Raw genomic sequence first — 26310 nt, forward strand, 5'->3', positions numbered from 1 at the left:
CTATAGGGGCGAACCTTCGTGTTCGCCCGGGCGGGCCGGCTAGATGGTGAACTCGTGCCCCAGGTAGACCTCGCGCACCTGCTGGTTGGCGAGCACTTCCGCCGGGGTGCCGGCGGCGATGATGTGTCCCTCGCTGACGATATAAGCGGTCTCGCAGATATCCAGGGTCTCGCGCACATTGTGATCGGTAATCAGTACGCCAATGTCCCTGTCCCGCAGGTGGCGGATGATCTGCTTGATATCGTTGACTGAAATCGGGTCTACGCCGGCGAAGGGCTCGTCCAGCAGCACAAAGTCCGGGTCTGTGGCCAGGGCGCGGGCTATCTCCACCCGGCGGCGCTCGCCGCCGGACAGCGCCATGCCCAGGCTGCCCTCGATGTGGGTGATGTTGAATTCCTTCAGCAGTTCCTGGGTCTGTTGCAGGCGTTCGGCACGGGACAGATCCTTGCGGGTCTCCAGAATGGCGAGGATATTGTCGCGCACTGTGAGGCGACGGAATACCGAGGCCTCCTGAGGCAGGTAACCGATACCCTTGCGCGCGCGGCCGTGCATGGACAGGCGGGTGATGTCCTCGTCGTCGATCAGTACCTGGCCGGCGTCCGCCTGCACCAGGCCGGCAATCATGTAGAAGCAGGTGGTTTTGCCGGCGCCGTTGGGGCCGAGCAGGCCGACCACCTGGCCGCTGCTGACACTGACGGAAACGTCCTGGACAACTTTGCGTTTCTTGTACTGCTTGGCGAGATGTAACGCTTTCAGCGTTGGCATATTTTAATTCCGGTTGATCCGGCAGCCCTTGATCCGGCGGGCTGCTTGCTACTGGTTTTCGTCGCCGGTTGCCGGCTGCTGTTCGGTCTTTTTCTTTTCCGGCTTCCAGATCATTTCCACCCGCCCGTCGCCGGACTGGCCCCGGGCCTGCATCTGCTCGCTGGTCAGGTCGTAGTCGATGCGCTCGGCGGTGAGGGTGTTGCCGTCGCGGTCCACGTGGGCATCGCCGGAGAGGTGCAGTTCGTCGGAGCTGACGGTGTACTCGATGCGTGCGGCGCGGGCCTTGACCGGATTCTGGCTCTGCTGGACCTGTTGCTGGAAGTGGGCCGGTTTGCCGGTGGCGATCACGCGGTTGATTTCCCCCTCGGCGTTGCCGTGGACTTCCACCCGGTCGGCGCGAATCTGCAGTGAGCCTTGGGTTATCACGACGTTGCCGCTGTATACAAACAGGTTTTTGCTGCGATCGCCTTCGAAGTGTTTTGCGTCCACTTTGATCGGCTGGTCGCGATCGCCTGGCAGGGCTATGGCCTGCGCGATCAGGATCAGTGCGGAGATGGCTGCGAGCGGCCGCAGGAACTTATTTGGTTTCATAGATGCTTTCTACCTCTGAGAGGATCTCCACCCGGTCTTCATTCAGGTAGGCGCGCAGGCCTTTGCCCTGGGTGCGGTTGGGACCGGAGGTAATGGTAACAACTTTGTCCGTTTCGGCGTATTCCTTGCGGGGCTCAATGGTGATGCTCTGGGTGCGCAATTGGACACCGCCGGGCTTCGGCAATTCATCGATTTTTACATCGCCGCGCAATACCACCCGTTGGCCGTTGTTGTGAGCCACTCCGGTTTTCGATTCGGTATGCCATGTGGGTTGTTTGTCCTGGTAGAAGAGTATACGCGGCTCGGTGAGATCGGCGCGGTCGCGGCGGGCGAACTGGAAGTAGGTGATGCGCTCGGCGTCCACTCGATAGGCGAGGGTGCCCTCCTGATTGAAGTGGCGGGTGCGCGCATCGCGAATCACCAGATCTGCGGCCTGGGTGTGCTGCTGCGGCGTGGGGCGCTTGCCGAGCAGTTCTTCTGGCGGGCTCTCGGCAAACCAGAGCCCCAGGCTGATGAGCGCGACGACGATAACCAGTGGCAGCCAGGTGCGCATCAGTTTTCTCCGTCTCCGAGGTAGGGGGCCAGCGCGGCTTCAAATGTGCCTTGTGCATGCATGATGCGGTCGCAGACTTCGCGCACGGCGCCTTCGCCGCCGCGCTTCCCGGTGATCCACAGGGCGCGCTCCCGCACCGCCGGCGCGGCGTTAGGGACCGAAATGGGACAGCCTACGCGGGTCATCACCTGCAGGTCCGGGTAGTCGTCGCCCATATAGGCCATGTCTTCCAGGCGGTAGCTCTCACCGGCAAAGAGTTCCTGCAGCGCGGTGAACTTGTCTTCGCGCCCCTGGATCAGCTTGCCCACGCCCAGTTCGTGGGCGCGGCGCTCCACCACGGCGCTGCGCCGGCCGGTGATGATGGCCACCTGCACGCCGGTTTTCTGCAGCATCTTGATACCGTGGCCGTCCAGAGTGTGGAAGCTCTTGAGTTCGTTGCCATTGTTGTCGAAGCTGAGCCTGCCGTCGGTGAGCACGCCGTCCACGTCCAATACCAGGTGGCGCACGCGCTTGAGGGCGCTATTGAGTTTTTCTTCAGAAATCACTGGTGGTCCTTAAAAGCTGTTGGATGGCGGTGGCTTTTTTTGCCGTAGGCCGGTTTTCGGGGCTCTTAGCCGGGGACTGTGGCGGTCCTGCTGCCGGTGGCCGTTCGCTCTACAGCCTCATCGGCAAACGTTTCACGAACGGCCCCCGGCAGCAGGGCCTGCGCATGGAGTCTCGGTATTTCTTTTTCGGGTCCCCGAGATCAGATAACTCCGGCGCGCAGTATATCGTGCATATGCAGCAAGCCGGTGGGGCGGTGCGCCTCGTCCTCCACCACCAGTGCGGTGATCTTGTTGTCCTCCATGATGCGCAGGGCCTCGGCGGCCAGGATATTCGCGGAGACGGTCTTTGGGCGGCGGCTCATTACTTCGTCCATGGTGGCGCTGTCCAGTTCCACCTTGTGGTCGATTACCCGGCGCAGGTCGCCGTCGGTGAAGACGCCGAGCAGGGCGCCCTCACTGTCCACCACGGTGGTCATGCCGAAGCCCTTGCTGGTCATTTCCAACAGGGCCTTCGACAGCAGGGTTTCCGGGGTTACCCGGGGCAGTTCGTCGCCGGCGTGCATCACGTCTTCCACTTTCAGCAGCAGGCGCCGGCCGAGGGCACCGCCGGGGTGGGAGAAGGCGAAGTCCTCGGCAGTGAAGCCGCGGGCTTCCAGCAGAGCCACTGCGAGGGCGTCGCCCATCACCAGGGTGACGGTGGTGGAGGAGGTGGGGGCCAGGCCGAGAGGGCAGGCCTCGGTTTCCACGGATATATCCAGGTTCGCGTCCGCCGCTTGTGCCAGCGGTGAGTCCGCCTTGCCGCTCATGCTGATCATGGGGATACCCAGGCGCTTGAGCAGTGGCAGCAGGGTGAGAACCTCCGCAGAGGAGCCCGAGTTTGAGATGGCGATCACCAGGTCGTCGCGGGTGATCATGCCCAGATCGCCGTGGCTGGCTTCACCCGGGTGCACGAAGAAGCTTGGGGTGCCGGTGCTGGCCAGGGTGGCGGCGATCTTGCGGCCGATATGTCCGGACTTGCCCATGCCGGTGACGATGGCGCGCCCGCGGCACTGGAGGATGAGTTCGCAGGCGCGCCTGAAGTCGTCGTTGATGCGCTTTTCCAGCTCCGCCACCGCTTCGGTTTCCATCAGCACCGTGCGGCGCCCGGCTATCAATATGGGGTCTTGTTGGGTCATGGGCTGTCGCTGTTGTGAATTTTGTGAGTGTAGAGGATGCTTGAGGGCTGCCGTTTCAGGGGTGGAACAGCAGCCAATAATAGGCGACGTAGCTGGCCAGCAGCAGGGCGCCCAGGCGCCGGCCGAGGCGCCCCCTGGCGGGATGACGCCACAGGCTGGCGGCAATCGCCGCCACCAGCATCAGGGTGATCGCCAGCATGGCCAGGTAATCGCGGGAGAATACCGCATCTTCCATTTGCGTGGTGGCGATAATCCCGGGTACCGACATCACGGCGAGAATATTGAAGACATTGGAGCCGATGATGTTGCCCAGGGCCGGGTCGAAGTGTCCGCGCAGGACGCTGACGATCGAAGCCGCCAGTTCCGGCAGGCTGGTACCCACAGCCACTACGGTGAGGCCGATCACCAGTTTCGACAGTCCCAGCTGCAGCGCCAGTGCGGCGCTGCCGGCGACAAAGCGGTCGGCGCTCCACAGCAGACCGACGAGCCCTCCCAGGATCGCCAACGCCGCCAGCCAGACTTCCGACATGCTAACCTCATAATGAATGATGTGAAATGCGGTGCCTTGTAGAGACGGCGCGGTAGATCACTGCACCGGTGTGATGCATCGCCACACGGCCGGGCGCCGCCATGGTATAGTTTGCCGCCGCCGCTGTCAGCCTTGCCCAGTGGGCTTTGTCGGGTAGCGGGTGTAGGCGGGAAGCTGACGGCGCGCGAGGGCACTTTTGTGCGCCGTATGTATCCAAGGAACGATTTGCCAATGGGAGAATTTTTGTGACCGTATCGAATATCTACAGCCGAGTGGGTTTCCTGCAGCGGGTGAAAGCGATGGCCTGGGTGTTGCTGCTGGCCTGTTGGGCGCCTTTTGCCAGTGCTGCGCAGAACCCGTATGTCATGATCGAAGGGGTCTCCCAGAATCTGCTGGGAGTGATTCGCGCCAATGCCCAGTACATGAGCTCGGATCCCCAGCGCTATTACGGCGCAGTGGACAATGTATTGGAGCCGGTGGTGGATTTCGACTTCATCGCCCGCGGGGTGATGGGGCGCTACGCCAAGCAGGCCACCGCCGCACAGCGCTCGCGTTTTGCCAGCGCGTTCCGCAAGGACCTGGTGGCCACCTTTGCCCGCGGCGTGGCCAGCTTCGGCGAGATGGAGGTCAAGGTGGTCAATCCCGGTTCCGCCCCCGGCGGCAGACGGGTCAATGTGTTGCAGGAGGTGCGCAGCAGCGAGGGGGTGACCAAGGTCTCCTACACCCTGGTGCAGAATCGCTCCGGGCAGTGGAAGCTGATCAATGTGATCCTCAACGGGGTCAACCTGGGCAAGACTTTCCGCAGTCAGTTCGCCCAGGCGATGCAGACCCATGGTGATATCGACAAGGTGATCGCCAACTGGTCTGCGGCGGACAAGGTTGCCGACCAGGTCGGCTGACCTGCAGCCGGTGCCGGACAGCGCAGTGACGGCTGCGCTGTCCGCTCAATTCCGCTACACTGCACGCCGTTTTCAAACCGACCAATCCCCGCCTATGCAACCTGAAGAAATCAAAGCCCTGATCGAGGGGCATATTCCCGAGAGCCATGCGGATGTCTCCTTCGAGGGCAGCCACCTGATTGTCACCGTTGTGAGCAGCGCCTTCGCCGGTCTCAGCCGGTTGAAGAAACAGCAGCTGGTATACGCCGCCCTGAGCGACAAAATCGCCGACGGCACCCTGCACGCGGTGCAGATGCAGACTCTTACCCCGGAAGAAGCCGGTCAGTAAAGCCGACATCAGAATTGAAAAGGTCAATAATGCGGCACAGGGATGTGCCGCCGCTGGCCACAGGTCGGTCAAGTCAGACCGGCCAAGTTAAAAAGACGCGAGACTGAATGGACAAATTAATTATCGAGGGCGGCAGCCCTATCTCCGGCACCCTGAAAATTTCCGGGGCCAAGAACGCAGCGCTGCCGATACTCGCCGCGGCCCTGTTGGCGGATGGCCCTGTGCACATCCACAACCTGCCGCATCTCAACGATATCACCACCATGATCACCCTGTTGCGGTGTATGGGCTGCGATATCACGATCGATGAAAAGCTGGGGGTGGAGATCGACCCCCGCTCGGTCAACGACCTCACCGCGCCCTACGAGCTGGTGAAGACCATGCGCGCCTCCATCCTGGTATTGGGGCCGCTGCTGGCCCGCCACGGGGTGGCCAATGTGTCCTTCCCCGGGGGCTGCGCCATCGGCAGCCGCCCGGTGGACATCCACCTCAAGGGCCTGGAGGCCATGGGGGCGGAGATCACCATCGACGAAGGCTTTATCCGTGCACGCACCAACGGCCGTCTGAAAGGTGCCAATATCGTGATGGAAAAGGTCACCGTGGGCGGCACCGAAAACCTGCTGATGGCCGCGGTACTGGCCGAGGGCACCACGGTGCTGCACAACGCCGCGCGGGAGCCGGAGATCGTCGACCTGGCGGAATTCCTGATCGCCATGGGCGCGCAGATCGAAGGTGTGGGTACCGACACCCTGCGGGTGCACGGCGTGTCCCGCCTCAACCCCTGCACTTTTACCGTGATGCCGGACCGGATCGAGACCGGCACCTTCCTCGCCGCCGCCGCCGCCGCCCGCGGCAAGGTGCGCCTGACCCACACCCGAGCCGGAATTCTCGACGCGGTGCTGGCCAAGTTCGAGGAGGCGGGTGCGTATATTTCCTGCGGTGACGACTGGATCGAGCTGGACATGAAGGGCAATCGCCCCAAGGCGGTGAGCTTCCGCACCGCCCCCTATCCGGCCTTTCCCACCGATATGCAGTCCCAGTTTACCGCCATGAACGCGGTGGCCGAGGGTAAGGGCGCGGTGGTGGAGACCATATTCGAGAACCGCCTGATCCAGGTCCATGAACTCAACCGCATGGGCGCCAATATCCTGCTGGAGGGCAATACCGCGATAGTCACCGGCGTGGAAAAACTGAAGGGCGCCCCGGTGATGGCTTCGGACCTGCGCGCCTCCGCCAGCCTGGTGATCGCCGGAATGATCGCCGAGGGCACCACTATCGTGGATCGCATTTACCATATCGACCGCGGCTACGAGTGTATCGAGGAGAAGCTCCGGCAGTTGGGGGCGAATATTCGGCGGGTGCCGGGATAGCCTGGGCGCGCGGAGTTCCAGCTCCGCTTGCGGGCCGCAGGCCCGCCCCGATCTAGAACAGTGCGCCCCGGTCGTTAACGCTAAAAAACGATAACCACTATGCAAATTACCATCGCCCTCACCAAGGGTAGAATCCTGCAGGAAACCCTGCCGCTGCTCGCGGCAGCGGGGCTGGAACCGCTGGAGAATATCTCCAAGAGCCGCAAGCTGATTTTTCCGACCAACCAGCAAGGCGTGCGCCTGCTGATTCTACGTGGCGTGGACGTGCCCACTTATGTGCAGCACGGTGCCGCGGATATGGGTGTAGCCGGCAAGGACACACTGCTGGAACACATGGGGGACGGTGTCTACGAGCCGCTGGACCTGGGCATTGCCCGCTGCCGGCTGATGACTGCCGGGATCAAGGGAGTGGAACTGCCCCGCGGGCGCATCAAGGTGGCCACCAAATTTGTGCAGAGCGCCAAGCGCTATTACGCCGCCCAGGGGCGTCAGGCGGATATCATCAAACTCTACGGCGCCATGGAACTGGCGCCGTTGATGGAGCTGGCGGATGAGATCGTGGATATCGTGGATACCGGCAACACCCTCAAGGCCAACGGCCTGGAGGCCCGGGAGACCATCGCCCAGATCAGCAGCCGGCTGATTGTGAACAAGGCGTCGATGAAAATGAAATACCAGCCGATCAACGCGCTGATTGAAAAGCTCAGCGCCGCCGTCAATAAACAATGACCAGTAATCGATGATCAATATTCGCCAGTTACACAGCCGGGATAAAGACTTCGACGCGCAGTTGGAGCAGCTGCTGGCCTGGGAGTCCGTCGCCGATGCCGGAGTAGAGGCGACCGTTGCGGAAATCCTGCGGCAGGTGCGCGAGCGCGGCGATGCCGCGGTGATCGAATACACCAACCGTTTCGACCGCCGCGAATTGCAAAGCGCGCAGGATTTTTGCCTGCCGTCGGAAGTGCTGACTGCCGCATTGGAGCGAATTTCCTCCACGGAGCGCGAGGCCCTGGAAGCGGCCGCCGTGCGGGTGCGCGAATACCACCAGCGCCAGTTGCAGCAGTCCTGGCAGTACACCGAGGCCGATGGCACCGTGCTCGGCCAGCAGATTACCCCCATGGAAAGGGTGGGCATCTATGTGCCCGGCGGAAAAGCCAGTTATCCCTCGTCTGTTTTGATGAATGCGATTCCGGCCGTGGTTGCCGGTGTCGACTGTGTGACCATGGTGGTACCGGCGCCGGACAACCAGTTGAACGACCTGGTACTGGCCGCCGCCGCCATCGCCGGAGTGGACCGGCTCTACACCATTGGCGGCGCCCAGGCGGTGGCGGCGCTCGCCTATGGCACCGAGTCCGTTGCGCGGGTGGATAAAATCGTCGGCCCCGGCAATATCTTTGTCGCCGCCGCCAAGCGTGCGGTGTTCGGCCAGGTGGCGATCGATATGATTGCCGGCCCCTCGGAAATTCTGGTGATTTGCGACGGCAAAACCGATCCGGACTGGGTCGCCATGGACCTGCTGTCCCAGGCAGAACACGACCAGCAGGCCCAGTCGATTCTGGTCAGCCCGGATAAGGACTTTCTGAAGGCGGTGGCGGATTCGTTGCAGAGGCAATTGGCGGAACTGCCGCGCCGGGATATCGCCGCTGAGTCCCTGGCCGGGCGCGGCGCATTGATCGCGGTGGAGAATCTCGATGAGGCGATCGCACTGGCCAACCGCATAGCGCCGGAGCACTTGGAGGTTTCGGTGGAAAACCCCGAGCGCTACCTGCCGCAGATCCGTCACGCCGGCGCCATCTTCCTGGGGCGTCACACCGCCGAGGCCCTGGGTGACTACTGTGCCGGCCCCAACCACGTGCTGCCTACCAGCGGTACCGCGCGCTTCTCTTCGCCGCTGGGGGTGTACGATTTCCAGAAACGCAGCTCAGTGATCTACTGCTCACCGCAGGGAGCCGACCAGCTTGGTCGTGTGGCCGCCACTCTCGCCCGGGGCGAGGGGCTGGAGGCGCATGCGCGCTCGGCGGAGTACCGGGTCAAGGAATAAAAGCCGGCTGCGGAGTTATTCGCCGTCGGGAATTTTGGTTGCCTGCCAGGCCAGGGCCCGCCATTCGCCGTTGCGTTTCACAAAGGTGCCGGTGTTGTTTTGCTCAGCTGCGCCGCTGGGCCTTGGGTTTTTCCGACACCGTGGCGTTCACGGTGTTTTCCTCGCCGTTGCGGATAAAGGTGATCGACACGGTATCGCCGGGACGCAGGGTGGCCATGGTAGCCATGGGGGCCACTGCGCGTCGGCCGTCGTTGATGGGGATACCGTCGATATGGGTGATCACGTCGCCGGGCTTGAGCCCCGCTTTGTGCGCCGGTCCCTGGTTGTAGATGGCGGTGATGATCACGCCGTTGCTGGAGCTGAGGCCGAAGGAGCGCGCCAGTTGAGGGTTCATGGCCTGGGCCTCGATGCCCAGCCAGCCGGGAACCACCTGGCCGAACTCGATAATGTCCTGCATGACTTTGAGGGCGATGTTGGACGGTATCGCGAAGCTGATGCCGCCGGAGTAGCCGGACTGGTTGAGGATGGAAGTATTGATACCCAGCAGGCGGCCGTGGGCGTCCACCAGCGCGCCGCCGGAGTTGCCCGGATTGACAGCGGCGTCGGTCTGCAGGAAGTTCTGCAGGTAGCTGCCGGTGCCGCTGTTTTCCAGGTAGCGGCCGGTGGCACTGATGATGCCCTGGGTCACCGTCTGGCCCACGCCGAAGGGGTTGCCGATGGCCAGCACCACGTCGCCCACCTGGGCTTTCTCCGGCTCGCCCACTTCGATGACAGTGAGGCTGGGCAGGGTGATCTTCAGCACTGCGAGGTCGAAATTCGAATCGCTGCCCACCACTTGGGCCTGGGCCTCGCGTCCGTCTGCCAGCAGAACCACGATGGCGTCGGCGCCGTCGACTACGTGGTGATTGGTTAGGATATAGCCGTCATCGCTGACGATGACCCCGGAGCCCAGGTTGGACTGCATGCGCTCCTGCTGGGGCAGGTTCATGCTGTTGAACAGGCGCCGGAACAGGGGGTCGTCGAACAGCGGGTGACGCCGCTGCGGTACCGCTTTGCGGGTGTAGATGTTGACCACTGCCGGCGCGGCGCGATTGACCGCATCGGCATAGGACACCGGTCCTTCGGTGGCGCTGCCGGTGAGGCCTTCCGGCGCGCCGCGAAACTGCGGGAACAGCAGCAACAGCGCCGCGGCGATTACCAGGCCAATACCGACGGGCGCGATCCAGTCTTGCAGAAAACGTTGTAGGGACACTCTCGACTCCTCGATTTGACGCCATTATACATGGTGGGGATTGGGCGCTCCCCTCTCCCGCTTGCGGAAGAGGGGCTGGTGGGGGGGAGTGGGCCACCAACCATTGGTCATTCGCGCCCGATCCGTATAATGAGCGCCTCGAAATTCCAACACGCCCTGAATCTATTCTCGGAGAACTCTATGTCCCTGGTCCGTCCCCACGGCAGTGTCGAGCTGCAGCCCCGGTTTGTGTACGACAGTGAAAGGCATCACCAACTGATGCACGAGGCGGAGTCACTGCCGTCGATTGTGGTCAGCTCCGCGGCGGCCGCCAATGCGGTGATGCTGGGGGCGGGTTACTTCAATCCTCTGCACGGCTACATGAACCTGGCCGATGCCCTGAGTGTGGCCGAGTCCCTGCGCACCGTCGACGGTCTCTTCTGGCCCGTGCCGGTGGTGAATATGGTGGAAGATACCAGCGCGATCGAAGGCTGCTCCCGTATCGCACTGCGCGACCCCAATGTGGAGGGCAACCCGGTGCTGGCGATTATGGATGTACAGGCCATCGAGACCGTGTCCGATGAGCAGGTGGATACCATAGCGGAGCATGTTTTCGGCACCCTGGACGACAGGCACCCCGGCGTGAACACTTTCAAATCCGCTGGCCGCCAGCTGATTTCCGGCCCCATCGAGGTGCTGAACTTCAGTTATTTCCAGAGCGATTTCCCCGATACCTTCCGCACTGCAGTGGAAATCCGCAACGAATTCACCGAGCACGGCTGGAGCCGGGTGGTGGCCTTCCAGACCCGCAACCCCATGCACCGCGCCCACGAGGAGCTGTGCAAAATGGCCCTGGAGGCGGTGGACGCCGACGGCGTGCTGATCCATATGCTGCTGGGCAAGCTGAAGCCGGGGGATATTCCCGCGCCGGTACGCGACGCCTCGATTCGCAAGATGGTTGAGCTGTATTTCCCGGCCAACACAGTGATGGTGACCGGCTATGGTTTCGACATGCTCTACGCGGGCCCGCGGGAAGCGGTGCTGCACGCGGTGTTCCGCCAGAACTGCGGCTGCAGCCACCTGATCGTCGGCCGCGACCACGCGGGAGTGGGGGATTACTACGGCGCCTTCGATGCGCAGACCATCTTTGACGAGAAGGTCCCGGAGGGAGCGCTGGAAATCGAGATCTTCCGCGCCGATCACACGGCCTACTCAAAAAAGTTGAATAGGGTGGTGATGATGCGCGACGTGCCAGACCACACCAAGGAGGACTTTATCCTGCTGTCCGGCACCAAAGTGCGTGAAATGCTGGGTGACGGTATTGCGCCGCCCCCGGAGTTCTCCCGCCCGGAGGTGGCTCAGATTCTGATGAATTACTACCAGAAGCAGTGATGGATGAACAATGACCAGTGGCGCCATGGGGGCCACTGGTCATTGTGATGTGGCATCAGCGGCTCGCGGTGCCCTCGGCTTCTTCTTCCGTCCGGTCTTTTTCCAGGCCGAAGTCCTCCGCCAGGGTGCCTTTGGCACCCGGCTCCTTGGGCGCCCAGTCCCGCGGTGGAGCTACCATCAAATTCTCGTCATTGTCACTCAGCTTGCCGCTGCCGGCCTCAAGCATCTGCCGGCCGATATCCTGGCTGGACAGGCGCACCGCGCTGTTGGCCAGATATTCGTGCACTTCCCGATAGCTCTCGGTCAGGTTGTGGACCAGTTGGGAAGTCTGGTCAAAATGTTCGTTGACCTGTAGCTGGAAGTCCTCCAGTTTGCTGTTGGCTTCGCGCAGGCGGAGCTCCAGTTCCTGGGTTCGATCAACGCCGTTGCGGCTGCGGACGGCGAGAAAGGCCAATAGCGCGCCCAGCGCCAGGCCGAGAACAGCGACCAGAATCAATACCGATGTAGAGTGCACGAAAACTTTCTCCTCAACTTTGACAATGACACCGACAGTCCGTGACGGTGCCGTCATTATACGCAATTCAGAGCCCGGCGTCGGGTTTGAGTGGCTAGCCGCTGATATCCGCATTTAGTGCCTTACACCCCACTGGGCGCGCACTGGGAGAATTTGGTAGAGTGGCGCCCTTCGCAACCAGCCAATCGGTTATTTCCGTAGATGTCCCCATCCAACAGCCCGTTGCTTTCGCCCCTGGAGCGTTATCGGCGCGATTTACAGCGCCCGGACTTCATTGCCGATCCGGCCCAGGAAGCTGCAGTCGAGCAACTGCAGGATTTGTACCGGCGCCTGCTGGCGCAGGGGGAGGCGGGCGGCTTGCGGGAGCGCCTGCGCGCTATGTGGCGGGGGCAGGGGGGGCCGGAGCGGGGGCTCTATCTCTGGGGTGGCGTGGGTCGCGGCAAGACCTACCTGATGGACGCTTTTTACGAGTCGCTGCCGTTTGAGCAGAAGCAGCGCACCCACTTCCACCGCTTTATGCGCGAGGTGCATCGGGAACTGAAGGTCCTGGCGGGGGAGAGGAATCCGCTGGAAAAGGTGGCGGAGCGAATTGCCGGGCGAGTCCGGGTGCTCTGCTTCGACGAATTCTTCGTCTCCGATATCACCGATGCGATGATCCTTGCCAATCTGCTCGACGCGCTGTTCCGGCGCGGCGTCACTCTGGTGGCCACCTCCAATATCGAGCCGGCGGGGCTGTACAGGGACGGTTTGCAGCGGGCCCGCTTCCTTCCCGCCATCGCTTTGCTGGAGCGGCATACCAAGGTGGTCAATGTAGACGGCGGTACAGACTATCGCCTGCGCGCCCTGGAGATGGCCGAACTCTATCACTGGCCGCTGGACGATTCGGCGGACGTCAGCCTGGCCCGGAGTTTCGCCGGCCTGATGGTGGAGGGCTGCGAGGTACAGGGGCAGGTGGAGCTGGATATAGAGGGCCGGCACATCCGTGCGCTGAAAGTGGCGGATGACGTGGCCTGGTTCGACTTCAGTGACCTGTGTGACGGACCGCGTTCCCAGAATGACTATATCGAGCTGGCCCGGGAGTATCACACCGTGCTGCTGGCCAATGTGCCGCGCTTCGACGAGCGTATGGAGGCGCAGGCGCGGCGCTTTATCAACCTGGTGGACGAGTTCTACGACCGCTGCGTCAAGCTGGTAATCTCCGCCGAGGTACCGGCGGAGCAGCTGTACGGGGGGCGCCACCTGAAATTCGAGTTCGAGCGGACGGTCAGCCGGCTGCTGGAGATGCAGTCCCGGGAGTACCTGGCGCGGCCCCATAGGCCGGATTGAGTTGGGATTGGCGCGGGAGGCCGAAACTCTGTGGCGGCCCTGCTTCTGCCCCAGCCCCAAAACCCGCTTGAAAAGCGTACACCTCTTGTGTACTATCCGCGCTCTTTTGTGGGACGGCCCTTTTGTTTCGGGCCATATTGCAGGTTTTATAACATGAAGACATACAGTGCCAAGCCGGAAGCGGTAACACGCGACTGGTATATTGTTGACGCTGCGGACAAGACTCTCGGCCGTATTTCCGCCGAGATCGCTACCCGTCTGCGCGGCAAGCACAAGCCTGAGTATACGCCCCACGTTGACACTGGTGATTACATCGTTGTGATCAACGCGGAAAAAGTGCGTGTAACCGGCAACAAAGCCAAGGACAAGATCTACCACAGCCACTCCGGCTACCCCGGTGGTCTCAAGTCCATCAGCTTTGAAAAGCTAGTTGAGAAAGCGCCCGAGCGCACCATTCAAAGCGCCGTAAAAGGTATGCTGCCGAAGGGTCCGTTGGGTCGCGCCATGTTCAAGAAGCTGAAGGTGTACAAAGGCAGCGAACATCCTCACGCGGCGCAACAGCCGATTGAACTGGCGATCTAAACGGAAAATACTTTTATGGCAACTACTCAATACTACGGTACCGGCCGCCGCAAGACCTCCACCGCCCGTGTTTTCATCGAGCAGGGCGAGGGCAAGATCACTGTGAACGGCCGTGCCCTGGACGAATACTTCGGCCGCGAAGTGGCGCGCATGATCGTGCGGCAGCCGCTGGAAATGGTCGAAATGACTGAAAAATTCGACATTAACGTCACTGTAAAGGGCGGTGGTTCCTTCGGTCAGGCGGGCGCTATCCGTCACGGCCTGACCCGCGCTCTGATGCAGTATGACGAAGCGCTGCGCCAGCCGCTGCGCGCCGCGGGCTATGTAACCCGCGACGCCCGCGCCGTGGAGCGGAAGAAAGTGGGCCTGCGCAAGGCGCGCAAGAAACCACAGTTCTCCAAGCGTTAAGCTACTCCTACGGAAAACCCGGCTACAGCCGGGTTTTTTTGTTCCGGGCCAGTGCCGGGAGCATTTTCTGGTGCTGAGCACTTCTTGTCATTTTTGCTTATTTCCTCGCCAGTTCGCTGCGGGTTTCCCGACGTTCCCGCCGGCTTGCCTTGTATCAGTTTGGCATTTTCTTTAACATTGCGCGGATTTGTATCCGCTTGATTTATGGGGTTTATTCGCGCGAAAAAGCGGTGCGGAAGGTTTTTTGGGTTTGGGTCAGACCTCTTCATCAGAAGTAAGGGGCGCTGTGATGGGAGAAATACGTCATGAGTGATGACGGTGTAAACGCGGGGCGGCGTCGTTTCCTGACCGCCGCCACCTCGGTAGTCGGTGGTGCCGGAGCAGTCGGTATCGCCGTGCCTTTTGTGAAGTCCTGGAATCCGAGCGCCAAGGCCAAGGCCGCCGGCGCGCCGGTCAAATACAACGTCAGCAAGCTGGAGCCGGGCCAGATGGTCACCGTCGAGTGGCGCGGCAAGCCGGTATATGTCGTGCGCCGCACCGAACAGGTGCTGGAAAACCTGGTCAAGGTGGAGCCCCTGCTGCGGGACCCGGATTCCGAGGAGTCCATCCAGCCTCCCTATGTGGACCCCGAAAACCGCTCCATCAAGCCGCACTTGCTGGTATTGGTGGGCCTCTGCACCCATCTGGGTTGCGCCCCTATGTACCGCCCGGAAGTGGGCGCTGCGGACCTGGGTGGCGGCGAATGGATGGGCGGCTTCTTCTGTCCCTGTCACGGCTCCAAGTACGACCTGGCCGGCCGTGTATACAAAGGCGTGCCCGCGCCCACCAACCTGGATGTGCCGCCTTATTTCTATGAGAGCGACGACGTAATCGTGATTGGCGTAGATCAGGAGGGCAGCGCATGAACTGGCTAACTGCACTGGGGGATTGGGTCGATCAGCGCCTGCCGATTTACCAGGCCTGGGACAAACACATGGGCAAGTATTACGCGCCCAAGAACTTCAACGTCTGGTACTTTTTCGGCGTGCTGTCGATGCTGGTACTGGCCAACCAACTCCTCACCGGCATCTGGCTGGTGATGAGCTACAACCCCTCCGCCGAGGGCGCCTTTGCCTCCGTCGAATACATCATGCGCGACGTGGAGTGGGGCTGGCTGATCCGCTATCTGCACTCCACCGGCGCCTCCGCCTTCTTTGTAGTGGTTTACCTGCATATGTTCCGCGGCCTGATGTACGGCTCCTACAAGCCGCCGCGGGAGCTGGTGTGGATCTTCGGTATGTGCATCTACCTGGTGCTGATGGCCGAGGCCTTTATGGGCTATGTGCTGCCCTGGGGCCAGATGTCCTATTGGGGCGCGCAGGTGATTGTGTCCCTGTTCGGTGCCATCCCCGGCATCGGCGAGGATCTGGTGCAGTGGATCCGCGGCGACTACCTGATCTCCGGTATTACTCTCACGCGCTTCTTCTCCCTGCACGTGATCGCGCTGCCGCTGGTGCTGGTGCTGCTGGTGGTGCTGCATATCCTGGCGCTGCACGAAGTGGGCTCGAACAACCCGGACGGCGTGGAGATCAAGAAGAACAAGGATGAGAACGGCGTGCCCAGAGACGGTGTGCCCTTTCATCCCTACTACACGGTGCACGACCTGGTGGGCGTGGCGGTATTTCTGTTCATCTTCTGCGTGGTGGTGTTCTTCTTCCCGGAAATGGGCGGTTTCTTCCTTGAACACGCCAACTTCGAGGAGGCCAACCCGCTGAAGACCCCGCCGCATATCGCGCCGGTATGGTACTTCACGCCTTTCTACGCCATTCTGCGTGCGGTCACCATCGACATCGGTCCGCTGACCGCCAAATTCCTCGGCCTGGTGGCCATGGGCGCGGCGATTGCGATCCTGTTTGTGCTGCCCTGGCTGGACAAGAGCCCGGTGCGCTCGATCCGCTATAAGGGCGTGCTGCCCAAGGCGCTGCTGCTGGTGTTCGCTGCAGTGTTTATCGTACTCGGCTACCTGGGGGTTCAGTCCCCAACCCCGGGACGCAACTTCCTGGCCCAGGTGGCCACCCTGTTTTACTTCGCCTATTTCATCACCATGCCCATCTGGAGCAACCCGGTGGAGCGCAAGGGCATCCCGTCCTGGGTGGTGAGCGGTGTCTTGGGCGTGTTCTTCCTGTGGATGGCGGTCAGCAACTGGAAGGCCAGTCTGTTTGTCGGTATCGCCAGCCTGCTGTTCGCCGCGCTCTTCGCGGCACTGCCGTGGCTTACTGGCCGCGACGCGGTGCACCCGGAGCCTGAACGGGTCACCAGCCCCTCCGGCGGCAAAACTTTCGGTGTGCTATTTGGCGGCCTGATCATAGTGGCGCTGCTGGCCTTCCTACCCATCAAGGCGGTGGGTGCCGAGAGCGGGGTCGAACTGGACTACATCCATATCGACCTGCAGGACAAACCCTCGCTGCAGCGGGGCGCCAAGTATTTCGTCAACTACTGCATGGGTTGCCACAGCGCTAATTTCTCCCGCTGGGAGCGGGTGGCCACGGATCTGGGTATCCCCAACGAGCTGATGATGCAGAACCTGGTGCTGGGCAACGACAAGATCGGCGGCCTGATGAAGATCTCCATGCGTCCGGAGGACTCCAAGGTGTGGTTTGGTGCTGCGCCACCGGACCTCACCCTGGTGGCCCGCGCCCGCTCGCCGGAATGGCTCTACACTTACCTGCGCAGTTTCTATAAGGACGACAGCCGCCCCACAGGCGTGAACAACAAGGTGTTCCCGAGTGTGGCCATGCCGCACGTGCTGATGGAGCTACAGGGCTTGCCGGAGTGCGCCCCCGGGCCCAAGCGCGAACATGGCCATGCCGTGCGCGATGAGCTGGGCAACCCGATTATGGACGCCGAGTGCGGCAGCCTGCAGGTGAAAGATATCAAGGGCTCCATGGACCAGGCTCAGTTCGACCAGGCGGTCTACGACCTGGTTAATTTTATGGAGTATGTCGCCGAGCCGATGGCGGAGGGCCGCAAGCGCACTGGCTTCTTCGTGCTGGCATTTATCCTGGTATTCTTTGTCTTCGCCTGGCTGTTGAACCGTGAATACTGGAAGGACGTTCACCACTGAGGCAGCTGTAGACTTTATATTTTCACAGGGTGGTGGGCCTGCCTGCCGCCCTTGTTTGCTTTTTGACAGAAGGCCGGCCGCCGTGCCCGCCAATCAATTTGAGGTAGTTAGAACATGGGTGTGCCGACCAACAAGCGCTCCTCCATGACCTTCTTTTCCGATGGTCGCAGCCACTACAGCCATCGCGTGCGCATTGTGCTCGCGGAAAAGGGAGTATCCGTCGATATTATAGATGTGGACCCCGACGACAAACCTGCGGAACTGGCTGACCTCAACCCCTACAATTCTCTGCCCACCCTGGTGGATCGCGACCTGGTGCTGTTCGAAACCAAGGTGATGATGGAGTACCTGGACGAGCGTTTCCCGCACCCGCCACTGCTGCCGGTCTATCCGGTGGCCCGCGCGCAGAGTCGTCAGATCATGTACCGCATTGAGCGCGACTGGTGCCCGCTGGTGGAGAAGATTCTTGCCGGTGGCAAAGACGTCGCCGCCGCCCGCAAAGACCTGCGTGACAGTTTCTCGGGGATAGCGCCACTATTCACTGATCTGCCTTATTTCTTTAACGAGGAATTCTCCCTGGTGGATTGTTGTATGGCACCATTGCTGTGGCGTCTGGAGCAGTTTGAGGTCAGCTTGCCGAAGACCAAACAGGCGAAACCACTACTGGACTATATGGATCGCCTGTTCTCCCGTGAGGCTTTCCAGCAGAGCCTGACCGAGTACGAACGGGAAATGCGCTGAGGGGCCAGGCCGCGCGTAGACAAAGCACCGCTTTGTGCGCGGATTGGCGCCGCGCCATGGATGGCAAGCACTGACCCCTCGTTGGCAATAATAGCGGAGAGCGACTTGAGTAAGCCGGATATGACGTCCAACCGCCCGTACATCCTGCGAGCATTCTACGAGTGGATAACCGACAACCGGTGCACTCCCTACATCCTGGTGGACACCCATCTGCCCGGCGTACTGGTGCCCCAGCAGCACGTCAATGAAGACGGCCAGATAGTGCTCAACATTTCCGAGAGCGCGGTGGCAGGCCTGGCCATGGACAACTACGCCATCCGCTTCAATGCCCGCTTCGGCGGTGTGCCCACGGATATCCAGGTACCGGTGGGTGCCGTAGTGGGTATCTACGCGCGCGAGAACGGCCAGGGCATGGTGTTCGAGGCGGAGGAGACCCCGGAGCCACCCGAGCCCACCCCACCCACCAGCCTTGGGCGCAAGTCCGCGAAGAAACCCTCGTTGCGGGTGGTGAAGTAGTAGCCGATGGTGAGCGGATGAAAGATTCGCTCACCACTCTCACTTCAAAGGCCTGAGACCTATTCCCACAGGCACGCCTTTCAACCGGTATAATGGCCGGCAAATTTCACAAAATTTTTGCCCGTCATGCCTTTATTTCTGCACCGGCTCCGCTATTGCTGGCTGCCCGGCCTGTTGTTGGCCGCGGTTGCGGCGCAATATTTCAATCTGCTCAGTTTCCGGGGGCTGCTGCTGCCAAAACTGCCCTACCTGCTGTTGGGAATTGCCCTGTCCCTTGGGATTTTCTTCAAGTTGAGCCGGGTGGCTTTTGTCGCGGCACTGCTGCTGGCGGGTTACACGGCGGTGAATTTCTTTCAGGTGATCCCCGCCGGTGAGACGGTTGTGGGTCTCGCCCTGGCATTGGCGGCGGTCAATATTTCCCTGGTTTCCATCAGCGAGGACCGCAGCCCGCTAAACGGCTTCGGTGTTCTGCTGATGGCGGTTATAACCGCCCAGGGGATGGCGCTGGCCGAACTGCAGCGGTGCTGCTCCGCACAGCTGGCCGGCTGGCTGCACTTCCCCGTGGGATCAATACTGCCCCCTTGGCTGCCGGATATCCTGAGACGGGTGCAATCGGAGGATCTGCTATTGATATCGGCAGCCGCGTTCGCCGGTCTGAGAGCCTTCTGGCGACCGGAGCATATCGGGGTGGGCCTGTTCGCCTGCGTGCTCTTGCTGCTTGGGGCCTATTACACCGGTGCGGAGGAGGGCACCCTGGTGCTGGTGGCGGTCTCCGCCGGTCTGTTGCTGACGCTGCTGGCACTGCGCTCGGCCTACGAACTGGCTTTCCGCGATGAACTTACCGGCATTCCCTCGCGCCGCGCCTACAGCCGCTATCTGCTTACGTTGGGGCGGCGCTACAGCATCGCCGTGGTGGATATCGATCATTTCAAGAAGCTCAACGACCGCTATGGCCACCAGGTCGGAGACCAGGCGCTGCGCATGGTGGCCGGGCAGATCGACCGTTACGGCGGCGGCCGAGCCTTTCGCTACGGTGGTGAGGAGTTTGTGGTGGTTCTGCGCGGAGGAGATAACGAGCGCGCCAGTCGTTCCCTGGAGCGTATGCGGGAGAAAATCGCCGATTACCCCCTGCGTCTGCGCGGTGCCTCCCGTCCCCGCAAGGGTGATAGCCGTGCGCTCAGCAAGCGCGGGCAGGGTGGTGGCAAGGTGATCAAGACCACAGTCAGTGTGGGACTGGCCAGCAGCAGCCGGGAGATGAGGTCCCCCGAGGATGTCCTCGGCGCCGCAGACCGCGCCCTGTACCGGGCCAAGCGCGGTGGACGCAACAGGGTCTGTGTGCATAAGTGATTTTGAGACTCGGGACTCGGGACGGTCCCCCTTCCTGTAGGAGCGGCCCATGGCCGCGATTGATCTCGCTTCGTAGCGCAGGCCAATCAGCGGCCACGGGCTCCCCTATAGAAGAGCAGGAGGTGCAAACGCCGCTGGGGAGAGAGGGGATGAACCGCAACAAACTGGCGCCCTATTCCCGCTCGTTATTGGTTAATCCGCCACCGCCCACCATACTGCAAGGCAAGGCAGCAAAGGGAGATAGGGCGTGCGATTCCTCAGCCATACCCTCGGCATCTTTATCCATCCCGGCAAAGAGTGGGAGGCCATTCGCAGTGAGCGCCACTCCTTCGCCCAGGTATTCTTCAGTCATGTGCCGATACTGGCGCTGATTCCCTGCGTCGCAGGCTATTTCGGCGTAACCCTGGTGGGTTTCCGGGTGGGCGATCACGTGGCGAGGCTGACTCCCGGCAGTGCCGCTGCCCTGGCGGTAGTGACTTATTTCTCCCTGTTGATTGGGGTCTACCTGTTCGGTGAATTCATCAACTGGATGTCCAGATCCTATGGCGTCAAGGGCGACGAACCCACGCGCCACTACGAGGGCACCGCACTGGCGGTGTTCGTGACCACACCGATCTTTCTCTCCGGTATTGTCGGTCTCTACCCGCACCTGTGGCTGAATGCCGCAGTCACCGGCCTGGCCGGAGTCTACTCCATCTACCTGATCTTCGAAGGCATCCCTATCCTGATGAACATGAGCAAGGAGCGGGCTTTTTTGTACGCCTACTCAGTAATCACCGTCGGCCTGGTGCTGTTGGTAATAGTGCGCGTGGGGGCAGTGATTCTGTGGAGCCTGGGCATGGGGCCGGTTTATCAGAGTTGATCAGGGGTCAATAAGCAACATGTCACTTCTTTGGCCGTCGATCACCGACGGTTGTCCCCGATCACCGGTGGCATAGGGCAATCCAGGCTGTCCGCCACCGCGCGCAACAATTCGATTTCCTCCGCCGCTATCACACCGTCGTGGGTCATGGTTGCCGCCATGGCTTTCAGCAGTGCGGGTTTCTGTAGTGGTTTGATGGAGCCGGCGATGGCGATGGCCTTGTCCAGCCGCGGCAGGGTGATGTCACCCGCAGCGGGCAGCGGTGTAATGTCCAGTTGCAACGCCCTGAGTCCGGCCTCATAGGCGCGTTTGGCCGGCAGGTAGGCATCGTTTCCGGCGTGGGCCACAGCGGCGAGGATAAATCGCATGGCGTCGCCGGTGGCGGCGGACTTCGTCGAGTGCCTATGGCGGTCCGGCGCGCCTTCGAGTGCGTGCATCAATACCCGATAGAGCGACCACTCCCACAATTCCACCCGGTTGTCGCTGCGCAGCAGCTTGATCAGGTTGCGCTTGAACACCTGGTACTGCTGCGGCGCCAGCGCCTTGAGCGCCGGCACGCAGAGATCCAGCAGCGGCAGGCGCGCGGTGGCGGGCAGCGATTGGAGTTGCGGTTGCAGTTTGTGCATCTCCCGCACCACCGCAGGGTGGGCAATTTTTTGCAGCAGTTGCTGTTGCGCCTGCCGCTGTGCCTCGTCCCTGTGTAGCAGCAGGTGGTAGACCAGTGCTCGGGCCGCGAAGGGATCGCGGGCGGCCTGCTGCAGCGCCCCGGGCACCGATTGCAACAGTTGCCGGCTGTATTGCATCTGCCGCTCGTCGGGGTTGCCGATACTGTTGTCCACGGCATCGGCCACTGTATCGAAGGGCGTGGCCGCGGTGATACCCATTACCTGGGCATCCCGCTCCGCGGACACGGCGAGCCCCGCGGCCGCTTCTTCCACCCGGGGAAAACGCCCGTTCCACTGCGGGTCCAGCCGGACGATACGCTCATCCAGTGGCGGGTGGGTGGCAAACAGATTGGCGAAGGATCGTTTCAATCCGCTGGCAAAATACATATGGCTGAATTCGGCAGCGTTGCTCGCGGAGAGCTGCGAGCCGCCGCTGTAACCGCCGATCTTTTTCAGCGCGCCGGCGATGCCGCTGTTGTCGCGGGTAAATTGCACTGCCGAGGCGTCGGCGAGAAATTCCCGCTGACGACTCACCGCCGACTTGATCAAATTGCCGAAAAAAGTTCCCGTATAGCCGATCACCGCCAGCCCGGCACCGAGCCCCAGCAATGCGGCGCGACTGCGGCTGCGGCCCGAGCCGAAGTAGCTGCCGCGCAACAGCCAATAGCCCAGCAGGCCGATAATCAGTATGCCGTTGAGCAGACCGACGATGCGGATATTCAGGCGCATATCGCCGTTGAAAATATGGCTGAACTCGTGCGCCACCACGCCCTGCAGTTCGTCGCGGCTGAGTTTTTCGATACTGCCGCGGGTCAGGCCGATCACCGCATCCGCGGGCTTGTAACCGGCGGCAAAGGCATTGATGGCGTCGTCGTCGAGAATATAGACATCCGGCACTGGAGTACCCGAGGCGATGGCCATCTCCTCCACCACATTGAGCGCGCGCTTCTCCGCAGCGCCGTGCGGGGCGATATTGATCTTGCGCCCACCGAGGGACTCGGCCACCGCCCGTCCGCCTGCGGCCAGTTGGCGCAGCTTGTAGAGGCTGCCCAGGGCAATCACTGCGGCGATTGCCAGGGCGATGGCGGCGACCGTATCCCAGCCCAGCACCTGGCCGTCTACCGGGGAAAAGGTCTGGCCGCGGGACCAGGCCACCAGCGCCGCCGCCAGCAGGGTGGTGATGGTGATCAGCGATACCACCGCCAGGGAGAAAAGCGCGACGAGCAGGGCGCTATTGCGCCGCGCGCGATCCTGGTATTCGAAGAAATTCATTCAGGCTGAACCGATCAGGTTTGTTGGTTGTGGACTCCCTGTAGGAGCGGCCCATGGCCGCGATCGGCGGTGCTTCGCAGCATAGGTCGATCGCGGCCATGGGCCGCTCCTACAAGGCGAGTCAGGGGGATCAAAACTCCACTTTCGGCGCGGCCTGGAAGCTCTCGGAATCGGCGAATTCCAGCAGCCTGGCATCCTCCCGGTGGCCGAAGAAGCCGGCAAAAAATACCGGCGGGAAGCTCTGCTTGTAGATGTTGTAGGACATCACCGCATCGTTGAACGCCTGGCGGGCAAAGGCCACCTTGTTCTCCGTGCTGGTCAGCTCTTCCGTGAGCTGCATCATGTTCTGGTTGGCCTTCAGGTCCGGGTAGGCCTCCATCACCACGTTCAGGCGCCCCAGGGCGCCGGCCAGTGCGCCCTCGGCGTGGCCCAGCTCGGTGATGGCTCCGGGGCTGTCGGGATGGGCAGCGGCGGCCTTGAGGCCGGCGAGCGCGGTGTTGCGCGCACTGGTGACCGCCTCCAGGGTTTCACGCTCGTGCTTCAGGTAACCCCTGGCGGTTTCCACCAGATTGGGAATCAGGTCGTAGCGGCGCTTCAATTGCACTTCTATCTGCGCAAAAGCGTTTTTATAGCGGTTTTTCAGCGAAACCAGTTTGTTGTAGATGCCCACCACGTAGAACATCAGCGCGGCGATGGCCACCAGCCAGACAATGGTGGAGATTTCCATAGTACTTCCCAAAAAAAATGATTGTGTGTCCGGTGCCGATATTAACTCAAGTTTTGGGTTCAGCGGGAACCAGAGAGGTGTGGCTCTGTGTCACATCAGGGCGTAGAAACTTGGGTCATCCCTACTGTCAAAGGCGGATATCGGGGGAGGAGCCTCCTTCGGTTATAATGCTGATCGCAATAACGACAGGCGGCTGGGCCGCCAATAGATTTGGGAGAGGCCGGTATGAGTGATGTAACTTCAGATCCCGTAGTGATAGTCGGAATGGCGCGCACGCCCATGGGCGCCATGCAGGGTGCCCTGGCGGGAGCCAGCGCGCCGGAACTGGGCGCCGCCGCCATTCGCGGGGCCCTGGAAGACGCGGGCGTGGCGCCCGCGGACGTGGACGAGGTACTGATGGGCTGCGTGCTGCCCGCGGGGCTGGGCCAGGCGCCGGCGCGCCAGGCGGCGCTGGGCGCGGGCATTCCGGAAGGGGTTCCCTGCAGCACCGTAAACAAGGTGTGCGGCTCGGGCATGAAGACCGTGATGATGGCTCGGGACGCGCTGTTGCTGGGCGAGGGCAGGGTGATCGTGGCCGGCGGCATGGAGAGTATGAGCAACGCCCCCTATCTACTGCCCAAGGCCCGCGGCGGCATGCGTCTGGGGCACGGCGAAGTGCTGGATCACATGTTTCTCGACGGCCTGGAAAATGCCTACGACGGCAAGCTGATGGGCAGCTTCGCCGAGGCCACCGCGGACAAGTACGGATTTACCCGCGAGGAGCAGGACAACTTTGCCCTGGAGTCTTTGGCCCGTGCCCAGGCGGCCATCGAGAACGGCGCCTTCGAGCGGGAAATCGCCCCGGTCACCGTGCACTCCCGCCGCGGCGACCTGGAGGTGAAAGTGGATGAGGGCCCCGGCAGCGCTCGCCCGGACAAGATCCCGCAATTGAAGCCCGCGTTCCGCAAGGACGGCACTGTCACGGCCGCCAATTCCAGCTCCATTTCCGACGGCGCCGCGGCGCTGGTGCTGATGCGCCAGAGCGAGGCCGAGGCCCGCGGCCTGAAAGTGCTCGCGGTACTGCGTGGCCAGGCCCAGCACGCGCAGCAGCCGGAGTGGTTCACCACCGCGCCTGTGGCGGCGATGCAGAGACTGCTGGGCAACACCGGCTGGTCCCCGGACGAGGTGGACCTGTTCGAGATCAACGAGGCCTTCGCAGTGGTCACCATGTCCACCATGCGCGAACTGAACCTGCCCCATGAAAAGGTCAACGTCAACGGCGGCGCCTGCGCCCTGGGCCACCCGCTGGGCGCCAGCGGTGCGCGGATTATCGTCACCCTGCTGGCGGCGATGGAAAAGCGCGACCTGAAAAAGGGCGTTGCCAGCCTGTGTATCGGCGGCGGCGAGGCCACGGCGGTGGCCATTGAGCGCGTTTAACTTCCGCTCAATCTAAATAAGTCCATTTCGTCACTCCGGCGTAAGCCGGAGTCCAGAGGAAATCGCGGATTTCTGGATTCCGGCCTTCGCCGGAATGACGTTAATCAGAGACTCCTTAGCACTTTGTAGGAGCGGCCCAACCGCGATCGATAGAGGAAATCAAGCCTGCAAATTGTGCGGACGTCAGTCGATGTATTCCACGGCTTTGACCACCTTCTGCACCCCGCCAATACCGCGGGTCACATCCGCCGCCCGTTCCGCCTCGGCGCGGGTCAGCAGTCCCATCAGGTAGACCACACCGTTTTCGGTGATCACCTTGATGCGGCCGCTGTCGATCTCATCGTTGGCCAACAGCACGCTTTTGACCTTGGTGGTCAGCCAGGCGTCGCTGGAACTGGCCAGCAGGGAGACGTTGCCGCGCACCTGGATCTCGTTGTACACCTGGCGCACGTTTTGCACCTGTTGTGCCGTGCGTCCGGCCAGCAGGCGCAGTTCGTTGTCCGGGACCTGGCCGGTGAGCAGCACGACACCGTTGAAGGCATTGACGTTGATATTCGATGCCTTCAGGTCCGGATGCGCCTTGTTGATATTGACGGTGGTGACGGTCTCCATTTTCTGGTCATCCATATAGGTGCCCAGGGAGCGTTTGCCCGGATCCTGTTGGATGGGGCCGTCGTGGGTGGCCTCCAGCACTGTGGTGCAGCCGGCCAGTGTAGCGGCCAGTGCAAGGGCGGTGAAAAGAGTCGTTTTGCGGGTAGTGTGGATTTTATGCATGGTTCAGTCCTCGTAGCCACCGAACAGGCTGCTGTCGATCAGATCGCACAGACAGAAAATGGTTAACAGGTGTACCTGGTGTACCTCGGCCGCAACTTCGGAAGGTACACGCAGCTCGATATCGTGGGTATCCAACAGGGCTGCACAGTCGCCGCCGTCGCCGCCGGTGAGGGCGAGTATGCCCATATCCCGGTCGCGAGCGGCGCGCACGGCCTGCACCAGGTTGGAGTCGCGGCCGTCCCCGCTGACGATTACCAGCAGGTCGCCGGGCTGTCCCAGCGCGCGCACCGGCCGCGCAAAGGATTCCGCGCGGCCGTGATTGCGCGCCACCGTGCCGATGGAGACGCCGTCGCTGTTCAGCGCGATGGCGGGCAGCCCCGGGCGCTCGCGCTGGAAACCGCCTATCAGCTGTGAACAGAAACTCTGTGCCAGGGCGCCGCTCACGCCGTTGCCGCAGAGCAGCAGTTTGTTCTCCGCCAGCAGCGTGTGCACCACCATATCGCTGGCCTCGGCAATCAGCGGGGCGAGCAGTTCGCCGGCGTTCATGGTGGCTTCCAGGCTGCGGTGGAAGAGGGTTACAACTCGCTGTTCCATTATTTCCTTTATCGGCGAACACAGAGTTCGCCTGCATTTATTCT

Annotated in this window: 28 protein-coding genes; 16 read left to right on the forward strand and 12 right to left on the reverse strand. The window is 61.9% G+C overall.

All coding sequences use genetic code 11. The features are described 5' to 3' along the window. Positions 1–39: 39 nt before the first annotated feature. From lptB to PP263_RS01065, 6 genes are all read right to left on the reverse strand, one after another. Entirely contained in the window at positions 40–765 is a 726-nt protein-coding gene (gene lptB / locus PP263_RS01040) for an LPS export ABC transporter ATP-binding protein (protein ID WP_308366526.1), read from the reverse strand. Positions 766–813: 48 nt separating this feature from the next. Continuing rightward, positions 814–1356: a lipopolysaccharide transport periplasmic protein LptA gene (gene lptA / locus PP263_RS01045; protein ID WP_308366527.1), complete on the reverse strand. Its 543-nt coding sequence runs from the start codon at positions 1354–1356 to the stop codon at positions 814–816. After that, positions 1343–1909, reverse strand: a complete 567-nt coding sequence (lptC, locus tag PP263_RS01050; RefSeq protein ID WP_183455700.1) for an LPS export ABC transporter periplasmic protein LptC — start codon at positions 1907–1909, stop codon at positions 1343–1345. Before lptC ends, lptA begins: the two co-directional genes overlap by 14 nt. Beyond that, positions 1909–2454, reverse strand: coding sequence for an HAD hydrolase family protein (locus tag PP263_RS01055; RefSeq protein WP_308366528.1), 546 nt, complete (start codon positions 2452–2454; stop codon positions 1909–1911). The genes lptC and PP263_RS01055 overlap by 1 nt, the downstream gene beginning before the upstream one ends. A 200-nt stretch (positions 2455–2654) precedes the next feature. Further along, positions 2655–3629, reverse strand: coding sequence for a KpsF/GutQ family sugar-phosphate isomerase (locus PP263_RS01060; RefSeq protein WP_308366529.1), 975 nt, complete (start codon positions 3627–3629; stop codon positions 2655–2657). A 55-nt stretch (positions 3630–3684) separates the two neighbouring features. Then, positions 3685–4158, reverse strand: coding sequence for a hypothetical protein (locus PP263_RS01065; RefSeq protein WP_308366530.1), 474 nt, complete (start codon positions 4156–4158; stop codon positions 3685–3687). A gap of 245 nt (positions 4159–4403) precedes the next feature. Here PP263_RS01065 and PP263_RS01070 point away from each other — a divergent pair, with 245 nt between their 5' ends. The 5 genes from PP263_RS01070 (at position 4404) to hisD (ending at position 8796) form a co-directional block, all read left to right on the forward strand. Continuing rightward, a complete protein-coding gene (locus tag PP263_RS01070; RefSeq protein ID WP_308366531.1) occupies positions 4404–5057 on the forward strand; it encodes an ABC transporter substrate-binding protein in 654 nt (217 codons plus the stop codon). Positions 5058–5151: 94 nt separating this feature from the next. After that, entirely contained in the window at positions 5152–5385 is a 234-nt protein-coding gene (locus PP263_RS01075) for a BolA/IbaG family iron-sulfur metabolism protein (RefSeq protein ID WP_308366532.1), read from the forward strand. Positions 5386–5492: 107 nt separating this feature from the next. Further along, the gene (gene murA, locus PP263_RS01080; protein ID WP_183455710.1) at positions 5493–6755 is read left to right on the forward strand and encodes a UDP-N-acetylglucosamine 1-carboxyvinyltransferase; all 1263 of its coding nucleotides are present in this window, start codon (positions 5493–5495) and stop codon (positions 6753–6755) included. A 99-nt stretch (positions 6756–6854) separates the two neighbouring features. After that, positions 6855–7484 carry an ATP phosphoribosyltransferase gene (gene hisG / locus PP263_RS01085; RefSeq protein ID WP_308366533.1) on the forward strand — a complete coding sequence of 210 codons (630 nt, stop codon included), beginning with the start codon at positions 6855–6857 and terminating at the stop codon, positions 7482–7484. Positions 7485–7494: 10 nt separating this feature from the next. Beyond that, the gene (hisD, locus tag PP263_RS01090; protein WP_308366534.1) at positions 7495–8796 is read left to right on the forward strand and encodes a histidinol dehydrogenase; all 1302 of its coding nucleotides are present in this window, start codon (positions 7495–7497) and stop codon (positions 8794–8796) included. A 103-nt stretch (positions 8797–8899) separates the two neighbouring features. Here the strand turns inward: hisD and PP263_RS01095 are convergent, their stop codons facing one another. Next, entirely contained in the window at positions 8900–10048 is a 1149-nt protein-coding gene (locus PP263_RS01095; protein WP_308366535.1) for a trypsin-like peptidase domain-containing protein, read from the reverse strand. Between the two features lie 180 nt (positions 10049–10228). Between PP263_RS01095 and sat the strand changes: the two genes are divergently transcribed. Next, positions 10229–11419, forward strand: a complete 1191-nt coding sequence (sat, locus tag PP263_RS01100; protein ID WP_308366536.1) for a sulfate adenylyltransferase — start codon at positions 10229–10231, stop codon at positions 11417–11419. Positions 11420–11474: 55 nt separating this feature from the next. Here the strand turns inward: sat and PP263_RS01105 are convergent, their stop codons facing one another. Next, positions 11475–11933 (reverse strand): ZapG family protein, encoded by a 459-nt coding sequence (locus tag PP263_RS01105; RefSeq protein WP_308366537.1) that lies wholly within the window; start codon positions 11931–11933, stop codon positions 11475–11477. Between the two features lie 201 nt (positions 11934–12134). On the opposite strand from PP263_RS01105, the gene zapE reads away from it, so the two are divergent. The 9 genes from zapE to PP263_RS01150 all read left to right on the forward strand — a co-directional run bounded on the left by zapE (position 12135) and on the right by PP263_RS01150 (position 20818). Next, the gene (zapE, locus tag PP263_RS01110; protein ID WP_308366538.1) at positions 12135–13259 is read left to right on the forward strand and encodes a cell division protein ZapE; all 1125 of its coding nucleotides are present in this window, start codon (positions 12135–12137) and stop codon (positions 13257–13259) included. A gap of 153 nt (positions 13260–13412) precedes the next feature. Then, entirely contained in the window at positions 13413–13841 is a 429-nt protein-coding gene (gene rplM / locus PP263_RS01115) for a 50S ribosomal protein L13 (RefSeq protein WP_183455722.1), read from the forward strand. A gap of 15 nt (positions 13842–13856) precedes the next feature. After that, positions 13857–14249, forward strand: a complete 393-nt coding sequence (gene rpsI, locus PP263_RS01120) for a 30S ribosomal protein S9 (protein ID WP_308366539.1) — start codon at positions 13857–13859, stop codon at positions 14247–14249. A gap of 305 nt (positions 14250–14554) precedes the next feature. Next, the gene (gene petA / locus PP263_RS01125) at positions 14555–15154 is read left to right on the forward strand and encodes a ubiquinol-cytochrome c reductase iron-sulfur subunit (protein WP_308366540.1); all 600 of its coding nucleotides are present in this window, start codon (positions 14555–14557) and stop codon (positions 15152–15154) included. Next, positions 15151–17352, forward strand: coding sequence for a ubiquinol-cytochrome c reductase (locus PP263_RS01130; RefSeq protein WP_308366541.1), 2202 nt, complete (start codon positions 15151–15153; stop codon positions 17350–17352). The genes petA and PP263_RS01130 overlap by 4 nt, the downstream gene beginning before the upstream one ends. A 114-nt stretch (positions 17353–17466) precedes the next feature. Then, positions 17467–18093 (forward strand): glutathione S-transferase N-terminal domain-containing protein, encoded by a 627-nt coding sequence (locus PP263_RS01135; RefSeq protein WP_308366542.1) that lies wholly within the window; start codon positions 17467–17469, stop codon positions 18091–18093. Between the two features lie 120 nt (positions 18094–18213). Beyond that, positions 18214–18609 carry a ClpXP protease specificity-enhancing factor gene (locus PP263_RS01140; protein ID WP_183456101.1) on the forward strand — a complete coding sequence of 132 codons (396 nt, stop codon included), beginning with the start codon at positions 18214–18216 and terminating at the stop codon, positions 18607–18609. Positions 18610–18735: 126 nt separating this feature from the next. Beyond that, on the forward strand, positions 18736–19956 hold the full coding sequence (locus PP263_RS01145; RefSeq protein WP_308366543.1) for a GGDEF domain-containing protein: 1221 nt from the start codon (positions 18736–18738) through the stop codon (positions 19954–19956). Between the two features lie 247 nt (positions 19957–20203). Beyond that, positions 20204–20818, forward strand: coding sequence for a Yip1 family protein (locus PP263_RS01150; protein ID WP_308366544.1), 615 nt, complete (start codon positions 20204–20206; stop codon positions 20816–20818). A gap of 41 nt (positions 20819–20859) precedes the next feature. Here the strand turns inward: PP263_RS01150 and PP263_RS01155 are convergent, their stop codons facing one another. Together PP263_RS01155 and PP263_RS01160 are read right to left on the reverse strand one after the other, a co-directional pair. Next, the gene (locus PP263_RS01155) at positions 20860–22755 is read right to left on the reverse strand and encodes a M48 family metallopeptidase (protein WP_308366545.1); all 1896 of its coding nucleotides are present in this window, start codon (positions 22753–22755) and stop codon (positions 20860–20862) included. 130 nt (positions 22756–22885) lie between these two features. After that, positions 22886–23482, reverse strand: a complete 597-nt coding sequence (locus PP263_RS01160; RefSeq protein WP_183455738.1) for a LemA family protein — start codon at positions 23480–23482, stop codon at positions 22886–22888. A 225-nt stretch (positions 23483–23707) separates the two neighbouring features. Here PP263_RS01160 and PP263_RS01165 point away from each other — a divergent pair, with 225 nt between their 5' ends. After that, complete coding sequence (locus PP263_RS01165; protein ID WP_308366546.1) at positions 23708–24898, forward strand: acetyl-CoA C-acyltransferase; 1191 nt, start codon at positions 23708–23710, stop codon at positions 24896–24898. A gap of 183 nt (positions 24899–25081) precedes the next feature. Here the strand turns inward: PP263_RS01165 and PP263_RS01170 are convergent, their stop codons facing one another. Continuing rightward, positions 25082–25672, reverse strand: coding sequence for a BON domain-containing protein (locus tag PP263_RS01170; RefSeq protein ID WP_308366547.1), 591 nt, complete (start codon positions 25670–25672; stop codon positions 25082–25084). A 3-nt stretch (positions 25673–25675) separates the two neighbouring features. Further along, positions 25676–26266: an SIS domain-containing protein gene (locus PP263_RS01175; protein WP_308366548.1), complete on the reverse strand. Its 591-nt coding sequence runs from the start codon at positions 26264–26266 to the stop codon at positions 25676–25678. Positions 26267–26310 lie beyond the last annotated feature (44 nt).

The sequence above is a fragment of the Microbulbifer sp. TB1203 genome (assembly GCF_030997045.1).
In the GTDB taxonomy this organism is placed as follows: domain Bacteria; phylum Pseudomonadota; class Gammaproteobacteria; order Pseudomonadales; family Cellvibrionaceae; genus Microbulbifer.

Excerpts from the sequence above, each read along its gene's own strand:
- lptB (WP_308366526.1), bottom strand. The coding sequence starts at position 765 with ATGCCAACGCTGAAAGCGTTACATCTCGCCAAGCAGTACAAGAAACGC.
- lptA (WP_308366527.1), bottom strand. The coding sequence starts at position 1,356 with ATGAAACCAAATAAGTTCCTGCGGCCGCTCGCAGCCATCTCCGCACTG.
- lptC (WP_183455700.1), bottom strand. The coding sequence starts at position 1,909 with ATGCGCACCTGGCTGCCACTGGTTATCGTCGTCGCGCTCATCAGCCTG.
- PP263_RS01060 (WP_308366529.1), bottom strand. The coding sequence starts at position 3,629 with ATGACCCAACAAGACCCCATATTGATAGCCGGGCGCCGCACGGTGCTG.
- PP263_RS01065 (WP_308366530.1), bottom strand. The coding sequence starts at position 4,158 with ATGTCGGAAGTCTGGCTGGCGGCGTTGGCGATCCTGGGAGGGCTCGTC.
- PP263_RS01075 (WP_308366532.1), top strand. The coding sequence starts at position 5,152 with ATGCAACCTGAAGAAATCAAAGCCCTGATCGAGGGGCATATTCCCGAG.
- murA (WP_183455710.1), top strand. The coding sequence starts at position 5,493 with ATGGACAAATTAATTATCGAGGGCGGCAGCCCTATCTCCGGCACCCTG.
- hisG (WP_308366533.1), top strand. The coding sequence starts at position 6,855 with ATGCAAATTACCATCGCCCTCACCAAGGGTAGAATCCTGCAGGAAACC.
- hisD (WP_308366534.1), top strand. The coding sequence starts at position 7,495 with ATGATCAATATTCGCCAGTTACACAGCCGGGATAAAGACTTCGACGCG.
- sat (WP_308366536.1), top strand. The coding sequence starts at position 10,229 with ATGTCCCTGGTCCGTCCCCACGGCAGTGTCGAGCTGCAGCCCCGGTTT.
- zapE (WP_308366538.1), top strand. The coding sequence starts at position 12,135 with ATGTCCCCATCCAACAGCCCGTTGCTTTCGCCCCTGGAGCGTTATCGG.
- rplM (WP_183455722.1), top strand. The coding sequence starts at position 13,413 with ATGAAGACATACAGTGCCAAGCCGGAAGCGGTAACACGCGACTGGTAT.
- rpsI (WP_308366539.1), top strand. The coding sequence starts at position 13,857 with ATGGCAACTACTCAATACTACGGTACCGGCCGCCGCAAGACCTCCACC.
- petA (WP_308366540.1), top strand. The coding sequence starts at position 14,555 with ATGAGTGATGACGGTGTAAACGCGGGGCGGCGTCGTTTCCTGACCGCC.
- PP263_RS01130 (WP_308366541.1), top strand. The coding sequence starts at position 15,151 with ATGAACTGGCTAACTGCACTGGGGGATTGGGTCGATCAGCGCCTGCCG.
- PP263_RS01135 (WP_308366542.1), top strand. The coding sequence starts at position 17,467 with ATGGGTGTGCCGACCAACAAGCGCTCCTCCATGACCTTCTTTTCCGAT.
- PP263_RS01140 (WP_183456101.1), top strand. The coding sequence starts at position 18,214 with ATGACGTCCAACCGCCCGTACATCCTGCGAGCATTCTACGAGTGGATA.
- PP263_RS01145 (WP_308366543.1), top strand. The coding sequence starts at position 18,736 with ATGCCTTTATTTCTGCACCGGCTCCGCTATTGCTGGCTGCCCGGCCTG.
- PP263_RS01155 (WP_308366545.1), bottom strand. The coding sequence starts at position 22,755 with ATGAATTTCTTCGAATACCAGGATCGCGCGCGGCGCAATAGCGCCCTG.
- PP263_RS01160 (WP_183455738.1), bottom strand. The coding sequence starts at position 23,482 with ATGGAAATCTCCACCATTGTCTGGCTGGTGGCCATCGCCGCGCTGATG.
- PP263_RS01165 (WP_308366546.1), top strand. The coding sequence starts at position 23,708 with ATGAGTGATGTAACTTCAGATCCCGTAGTGATAGTCGGAATGGCGCGC.
- PP263_RS01170 (WP_308366547.1), bottom strand. The coding sequence starts at position 25,672 with ATGCATAAAATCCACACTACCCGCAAAACGACTCTTTTCACCGCCCTT.
- PP263_RS01175 (WP_308366548.1), bottom strand. The coding sequence starts at position 26,266 with ATGGAACAGCGAGTTGTAACCCTCTTCCACCGCAGCCTGGAAGCCACC.